The 7,292-nt window shown below is 56.5% G+C and carries 7 protein-coding genes; all 7 read left to right on the plus strand.

Annotated features, from left to right (window positions below):
• A partial coding sequence (locus tag VEG30_09515) for a glucose-1-phosphate cytidylyltransferase (GenBank protein HXZ80155.1) occupies positions 1 to 440 on the plus strand: 440 nt, incomplete at its 5' end.
• 3 nt (positions 441 to 443) lie between these two features.
• Positions 444 to 1,109, plus strand: coding sequence for a PIG-L deacetylase family protein (locus tag VEG30_09520; protein ID HXZ80156.1), 666 nt, complete (start codon positions 444 to 446; stop codon positions 1,107 to 1,109).
• Between the two features lies 1 nt (position 1,110).
• Positions 1,111 to 2,418, plus strand: coding sequence for a glutamate-1-semialdehyde 2,1-aminomutase (locus tag VEG30_09525; protein HXZ80157.1), 1,308 nt, complete (start codon positions 1,111 to 1,113; stop codon positions 2,416 to 2,418).
• A gap of 197 nt (positions 2,419 to 2,615) precedes the next feature.
• Positions 2,616 to 3,392 carry an ABC transporter permease gene (locus VEG30_09530; GenBank protein HXZ80158.1) on the plus strand — a complete coding sequence of 259 codons (777 nt, stop codon included), beginning with the start codon at positions 2,616 to 2,618 and terminating at the stop codon, positions 3,390 to 3,392.
• Positions 3,393 to 3,395: 3 nt separating this feature from the next.
• Positions 3,396 to 4,733 carry an ABC transporter ATP-binding protein gene (locus tag VEG30_09535; GenBank protein ID HXZ80159.1) on the plus strand — a complete coding sequence of 446 codons (1,338 nt, stop codon included), beginning with the start codon at positions 3,396 to 3,398 and terminating at the stop codon, positions 4,731 to 4,733.
• 69 nt (positions 4,734 to 4,802) lie between these two features.
• Entirely contained in the window at positions 4,803 to 5,690 is an 888-nt protein-coding gene (locus VEG30_09540; protein ID HXZ80160.1) for a glycosyltransferase family 2 protein, read from the plus strand.
• A gap of 82 nt (positions 5,691 to 5,772) precedes the next feature.
• Positions 5,773 to 6,972 carry a polysaccharide pyruvyl transferase family protein gene (locus tag VEG30_09545; protein ID HXZ80161.1) on the plus strand — a complete coding sequence of 400 codons (1,200 nt, stop codon included), beginning with the start codon at positions 5,773 to 5,775 and terminating at the stop codon, positions 6,970 to 6,972.
• The last annotated feature ends 320 nt before the right edge of the window (positions 6,973 to 7,292 follow it).

The following is a 7,292-nucleotide window of genomic DNA, read 5'->3' on the forward strand; positions in this document are numbered from 1 at the left end:
GGGTGCGCAAATTTCTCGAAGGCGAAGAAGATTTCCTTGCCAACTATGCGGACGCCTTGACCGACCTGCCTCTGAATGAACATATCGCCGACTTTCGGGCGCGCGGCGTCGTGGCCAGCTTTCTGGCGGTGCCGACTGCAGAGAGTTTTCATGGGGTTTATGCCGACGACCATGGCACCGTCACTGCGTTTGGTAGAATGAGAGATTCGGAATTTCTTATCAATGCAGGATTTTTTTGCCTGCGAAAGGAAATTTTCGACTACATAGAGGAAGGGGAAGAGCTTGTCGAAAAACCCTTCCAACGATTGATTGAGGCAAAGAAATTGGGGGTATTCCGATACTTCGGCTTCTGGCAGCAGATGGATACATTCAGGGACAAGATCGCGTATGACCGTATGGAAGGTCGCGGCGAGTGCCCGTGGATGGTGTGGAAGCGTTGAGCGTTGAGCGGCAACTCGATGCTTAAGCTAAGCCTTGGCTCGCAAAACCAGCCGTTGCGGTTACTGTGTATCGGTGCGCACAGTGACGATCTCGAGATCGGCTGCGGTGGCACAGTGCTGCAATGGCTCGATACATTCAAGCAAGTCGAGGTTGCCTGGGTGGTATTCAGCGCACCTGGTCAACGTGAGGCCGAAGCGCGCGTTAGTGCGAATGCGCTGTTGAAAAACGCCAAGCGGGTGAATCTTGTGCTACGCAATTTCCGCGATGGTCATTTTCCTGCTCACTTCAGTGAAATCAAGGAGTTATTCGAGGAAATCAAGGCAAGCGAAAGCCCGGATATCATTCTAACCCCTCGGCTAGAAGATCGGCATCAGGATCACCGACTGATTGCGGAAATCACTTGGCAGACCTTTCGGAACCACTTGATTCTCGAATACGAGATTCCAAAGTACGAAGGCGATCTCGGTCAACCTAATTTCTTTGTGCTGCTATCTTCCAAAGTATGTAAGCGTAAATTGAAGCACCTAATGAAACACTTCGGCTCCCAGCGCGCTAAGGCCTGGTTCACAGAAGATACATTTACCTCGATCCTGCGCCTGAGAGGGCTCGAATCGAACGCAGCCGAGAAATTTGCTGAAGCATTTTATTGCAGAAAGCTGGTGATTTGATATGAACTTTGAAAATTCATCAATACTTAGAAGAAAATCCCATGCTTTGATTCCAGGGGGGTGCCACACCTACGCCAAGGGGGACGATCAGTATCCCCAGCTCTCTCCCGGGTTCATCGTCCGGGGGAAGGGCTGCCATGTATGGGATGTGGATGGCAATAAGTTCATCGAATATGGTATGGGGTTGCGAGCCGTCACGCTCGGCCACGCTTTTGAGCCCGTAATTGAAGCGGTGCGTGAGCAGCTTGGCAACGGCGTCAATTTCACGCGGCCCGCTTCGATTGAAGTAGAATGTGCCGAGCAGTTTCTCGAGCTGATAAATACGGCCGAGATGGTCAAGTTTTGCAAGGACGGCTCGGACGCTGTCGATGGGGCTCTGCGCCTGGCGCGAGCTTACACCGGCCGCGACATGGTGGCGATCTGTTCCGACCACCCGTTCTTCTCCACCAGCGACTGGTTTATCGGCACTACGGAAATGAATGCGGGTATTCCGGAAGCGACCCGTCGGTTGATCGTGAAATTCAGGTATAACGATATCACCGGTCTTGAAGCTTTGTTCGCGCAGCATTCAGGAAAGATCGCCTGCGTGATGATGGAGGCAGCGCGCATAGAAGAGCCTCTTCCCGGGTATCTGGAGGGGGTCAAGCGCACTGCGCACGCTAATGGTGCGCTGCTGGTATTTGACGAGATGATCACGGGGTTCCGCTGGCACCTGAACGGCGCCCAAGGCGAGTACGGCGTTACCCCGGACCTGAGCACTTTCGGCAAAGCGCTGGCGAATGGCTTCTCGGTCTCGGCTCTGGCGGGGCGCAGGGAAATCATGCAACTCGGAGGCAATGACCATGACCGTGAGCGCGTATTCCTGCTTTCCACCACCCACGGAGCAGAAACTCATCAGCTTGGCGCAGCGATCGCGACCATGCGCTTCTATCGCGATTATCCCGTTGTGGAAACTCTCTATACGCGCGGCGCGCGCTTGCGCCAGGGCTTCAAACACGCTGTCGAAGAAAACAACCTTGTCGGATATGTCGACCTCGTCAGCCGCGATTGCAACCTGTTGTTCGGCACGCGGGATGCCGATAAACGGCCGAGCCAGATGTTCCGCACCCTCTTCATGCAGGAAATGATTGAACGCGGGGTCATCGCACCGTCATTCGTCGTCAGCTATTCGCATAGCGAGCAGGACATCGATCATACGGTTGAAGCGGCCGCAGATGCCTTGCGCATTTACCGGCGGGCGCTTGCGGATGGCCCGGAGAGGTACATCAAAGGGCGACCGGTGAAACCCGTCTTTCGGCGCTTCGCCTGATCCGGAATTCGAATGCTGAACGCTCGTCCCCACTCATTAAGCTAATCCGAGGTTGGCCAAGAAATCCTGAGCATACCAGCGTGTCCTCTGCAGCTCCTCGACCTGGCAAGGAGCTGATGGAGACTAACTCTCGATTAACCTGGGGAAGCGACTCCCACCTGATCGGATGTAAGATGAAACAGGGGCGCACAAGCCTAATGAATAGGACGCTCAAGCTCAGCAGCGAGTTGCTGATCATGCTGGCCTGGCGTGAGATCGCGATCAGGTACAAGCAGTCGGTAATGGGATTTTTCTGGGCGATCCTGATGCCCTGCCTGATCGTCGCGGCCGGTCTGCTAGTCCGTGGGGGCATGGCGCATCTGTCCGGCACCCAACTCCAAAAGGACAGTGTTGCAGCCATCATGGTGAAGTCTTTGCCATGGGCCTTCATCATCAGCTCGCTGCGCCTCTCCACCAACAGCCTGACGGCAAACAGCAATCTCGTTACGCGCGCTAACTGCCCGCGCATCGTGTTTCCTCTATCCTCGGTTCTGTCCGCCCTGTTCGACTTCGGGATCGCTGCCATAGCTCTGATCATCGTACTGGCGGTGCTAAGCACGCCGGTTACCGTTCACCTCCTTTGGGTCGGCCCGCTGATGCTGTTGCTAGTGCTATTGGTTAGCGGCATGGGCATCGCCCTGGCAACGGCCAACCTCTTCTTCCGCGATGTGAAGTATATCGTCGAGGTTCTGCTGACGTTCTCCATCTTCTTTACTCCGGTCCTGTATGAGGCCGACATGTTGGGTAAGTGGCGCACGTGGGTCCTGCTGAATCCATTCGCGCCGCCGCTGGAAGGTTTGTATTCAGCGGTGGTGCGCGGGCGCATGCCCGATCTGGTCTGGATCGCCTACAGCGCTGTCGTTTCGCTGGTCGTGGCGGGCTGCGCCTGGCTGCTGTTCCGGCGTCTCGAACCTTCGTTTGCTGATTGCATCTGAGCCATGGAAGAGGAAATCGCGATCCGGTTCACTGGCGTTTCCAAGCGCTTCCGCCGTGGGGAGATACACGACTCCCTGCGCGACCTGCTGCCGTCCCTCGCTCACCGCATGCTTGGTCGCCGCCGAACGGGTGCAGCGGACCAACGTGATTTCTGGGCGCTCACCGATATCAACCTGGAAGTACGCCACGGGGAAACACTCGGGGTGATCGGCCACAACGGCGCTGGAAAGAGCACAATGCTCAAGCACCTGGCCGGCATCATGACGCCGACCCGCGGGCATATCGAGGTGGAGGGAAGGCTATCAGCGCTGATCGAGATTGGCGCGGGCTTCCATCCTGATCTCACCGGCCGGGAAAACGTGTTCCTCAGCGGCGTGATCCTGGGAATGAGCCGTGCCGAGGTTGCAGGCAAGTTCGACGCAATCGTGGAATTCTCCGGGCTGGCGTCGTTCATCGATACGGCGGTCAAGCGTTATTCCTCGGGCATGTACGCGCGACTGGGCTTTTCAGTGGCGGCGCACCTAGAACCAGACATCCTGGTCATTGATGAGGTTCTGAGCGTTGGCGACTACGTGTTTCAACAGAAAAGCCTGCAGAAGATGCGGGAGATCGCTAAGAGCGGCGCGACGGTGGTCTTTGTTTCGCACAACCTGAAAGCGGTGTCGGACCTGTGCCAGCGCACCGTCTTGCTTGATCGCGGCAGCATCGTCGCGGACGGCCCGACTGGCGACATCATCCAGACCTACCTGAGCCGGGAGCGCAGCAAGCTGAAGAGAGTGCACGATGCCGAGGTCGAGATTACCGAAGTCACGCTCTCCCGGAATGGACAACCGGCAGTTCGATTTCATGCGGGGGAGAATGCAAGCGTACGCGTCGCCTTCACAGCCCGGCGAGCCACGCAGCACATCGCAGTAGTAATTTCAGTCTTGGACAAAGGGCTCGCCAACATTTTCGACACCTCGAGCGAGAGACTCGGGACTGCCCCAGTAAATCTGCTCGCGGGGGAATCGTGCACGGTGGATTTTGATCTCAAGATGCACCTGGCGGTCGGCACGTTCCATCTGGGGGTCTACCTCTATCGGTACGATCTTGAAAGGGAGTACGATCGTGCCTTGCCGGCCGCGACTTTCTTCGTTGAAGCCGACCGCGACGTTCGTGGCGCTGCAAATCTATATCCGGCGGTCCGGAGCATCGAACTCGATTATCGCGGGCAGGTGACTGGCAACCGCGACGATAGGGACGAAGCGAAAACGAAGAGCCTGGCCAGCGATATTTCCCCGGCCAAAACAGTGGGTGTGGCTAGGGTGGGACAGGAGGAGGGATCACATCGTGGTCCATAACGAGGTTACCGGTAGGTTGCGGAACTTTGGAGCCGACCCAAGCGTGGTAGCCGTAAGAGGCCAGGGCTGATGCCTCCGCTCATCAGCATCGGCGTGCCGGTATACAACGGCGCGGGCTTCTTGCCGCAAGCCCTCGACTCGCTTCTCGGGCAGACCGTAGCCGATTTCGAATTGATCATTTCCGACAATGCTTCGACCGATGATACGGAGAAAGTATGCCGCGATTACGCCAAACAGGATGAACGTATTCGGTATATACGTCAGCCGATCAACCTCGGTGCCCCAGCCAATTGGAACTTTGTTGCCGTGCAGGCACGTGGCAAGTACTTTAAATGGTCCTCAGCCAACGATTACTGTGCGCCGGAAATGCTCGCGAGGTGTGTCGCGCCAATGGAAGCCGATCCGGGGATTGTCCTCTGCTACGGCAGAACCTGTTTGGTAGAAGAAGAAAGCGGCAGGCGCGAAGAATACTCGGGAGACTTTTCGGTGATCGAAGGCCGACCGCATGAACGTTTCAACACGCTTTGCCGCATGATCCGACTAAACAATGCGCAAAGCGGACTGATTCGAGTCGATGCCCTGCGCCGTACTCAGCTAGACCGCCATTACCCGGGAGGGGATGTCGTTCTCATGGCGGAATTAGCGCTACAGGGGCGATTCCTTTTGCTGCCAGAAATCCTGCTCTATCGGCGTATGGGTCGTGAGGCTTTTTCGAGCTTGCTGACCCCGGAGGAGATGGGTTTCTTTTTCGATCCGCAGAGAAGGAGCAAGTATGATTTGCGCCTTTTGTGGTTACACCTCGACTTTCTTGTAACGGTGTTGCGAGCTTCCCTCAGTCTGCCGGAAAAACTGCAGACGCTGGCGCTGGTTGCTCGGCGTGCCGTTTGGGCGCGCAGCTACCTGTGGGCGGAGTTTCGCGCTGCCATCCTAAGAAAGCGAGACAGACGGCATGCTTAGTCCCGCACTCGACCCCTTCTCACAATCAACGCTGTCCAATGCCTTTGCACCTCGCCAGAGGGCAGCACGGAGGGGGAAGGGCTTGCGTGTCGGATTACTCAGTCCATCCTCCAGCCGGAATCTGGGCGACACTGCTATCCAAATGACCGTCATTCAGAATCTTCGCGCGCGTATGCCGGGGATTGAGATCATCGGTATCTACCCTGACCCGCATGATACCGTGCGCTCCTTGGGCATCGGTGGCTTCCCTCTCGACGGTTGCGGACCTGCCGCGAATCCGGTAGGTCCGAATGCAGTCCCTCAGATTGGGGGGGAAGTGGACCATGGAGGTGAGATGGGGCGGAGGCGATGGCGTGCCCTCAAACGCATCGCTACCTTCGTTGGTTCGCTGGATCTTCTACTGGTGTCCGGGGGCGGGCAACTTGATGATTTCTGGGGTGGTCCCTGGGGTCACCCGTTTAGGATATTCAAATGGCTCGCCTTGGCACGGCTCCATGGAGCGAGGATCGCCTTCATGGGAGTTGGGTTGGATCGCCTTGCGAACAGACTCAGTCGATTCTTTGTTCTATCCGCTTTGCGCCTGGCGCATTACCGGGCGTTTCGCGATGGAGGAACCCTTGCCGCACTGAGGGCATTGGGCCTTCATGCGCCGAGCCATCTTTGCCCCGACCTGGCGTTCGGTCTTCAGTTTGATGTTTCGCAAAACATGCCTCAGCCGGAAACCGAAGCCTTCATTGCGGTAAATCCCATCTCGGTAAAGACTTGGGCGAATGATGATACCGACGACCGTCACAAGCTCTATCTTCAACACCTAGCCGCCGCGTGCGATTGGATAGCGGGGCGTGGTCTGCGGGTGCATATTGTCTGCTCGCAGAGCGCGATGGATCGACCCTTCGCCGTCCGCCTGCAGGAACTGATCCAGCGTCGGTTTTCCAGTCGAATCAAGTTGTGCGATGCACCGCGAGTTGGAGATTTCCTGGCTCAGGTCCGCGGAGCCAATATTGTCATCGCCTCACGTCTGCATGGTGCGATTCTGAGCCTGGTGGCTGGCGTTCCCGTAGTCGCCATCTCTCCTATACGAAAGGTGACTCAGTTGATGGAGGACGTAGGTTTGGCCGACTACACTGTCGAACTGCAAAATTTCACCTCTGCGGACCTGATTGAGCGGATCCGATCTGCGCTGGACCAGAGGCCCGGTTTGCAGCGCCAGGTAACAGAGAGGGTACAAACATTCTGTACGACCCTTGCGCGGACATACGACGACGTTCTGGCACTTGTCTGAAATCGCAGCGGTCGGGCATCCGAGAAATGGGACGCGGTGGCGCACGGCTCTTTTGGGAGGTGTAGACGCTTGTTTATGAACCGGTGTACGCCCACTCGGCCGTTGCCATCCAGCTTTTGGTGCCAGCCCATGGATAGCAGTTGGGCCATCGAATTTTACAATGATCGGTACTCATTGAGCATTACTTGATAGGCGGTTTAGGACACAGGTACTTCTTTCATTTAGAATAGTTTCCAAACGAATCTTGCCATATGGCTAAAGCGAATCGCTCTTTTGAGTTTGGAAGGAATATTGCTGCAAATTGGTTGGGGTTCCTCTTT

Source organism: Terriglobales bacterium (genome assembly GCA_035624455.1).
Classification (GTDB): domain Bacteria; phylum Acidobacteriota; class Terriglobia; order Terriglobales; family Acidobacteriaceae; genus DASPRM01.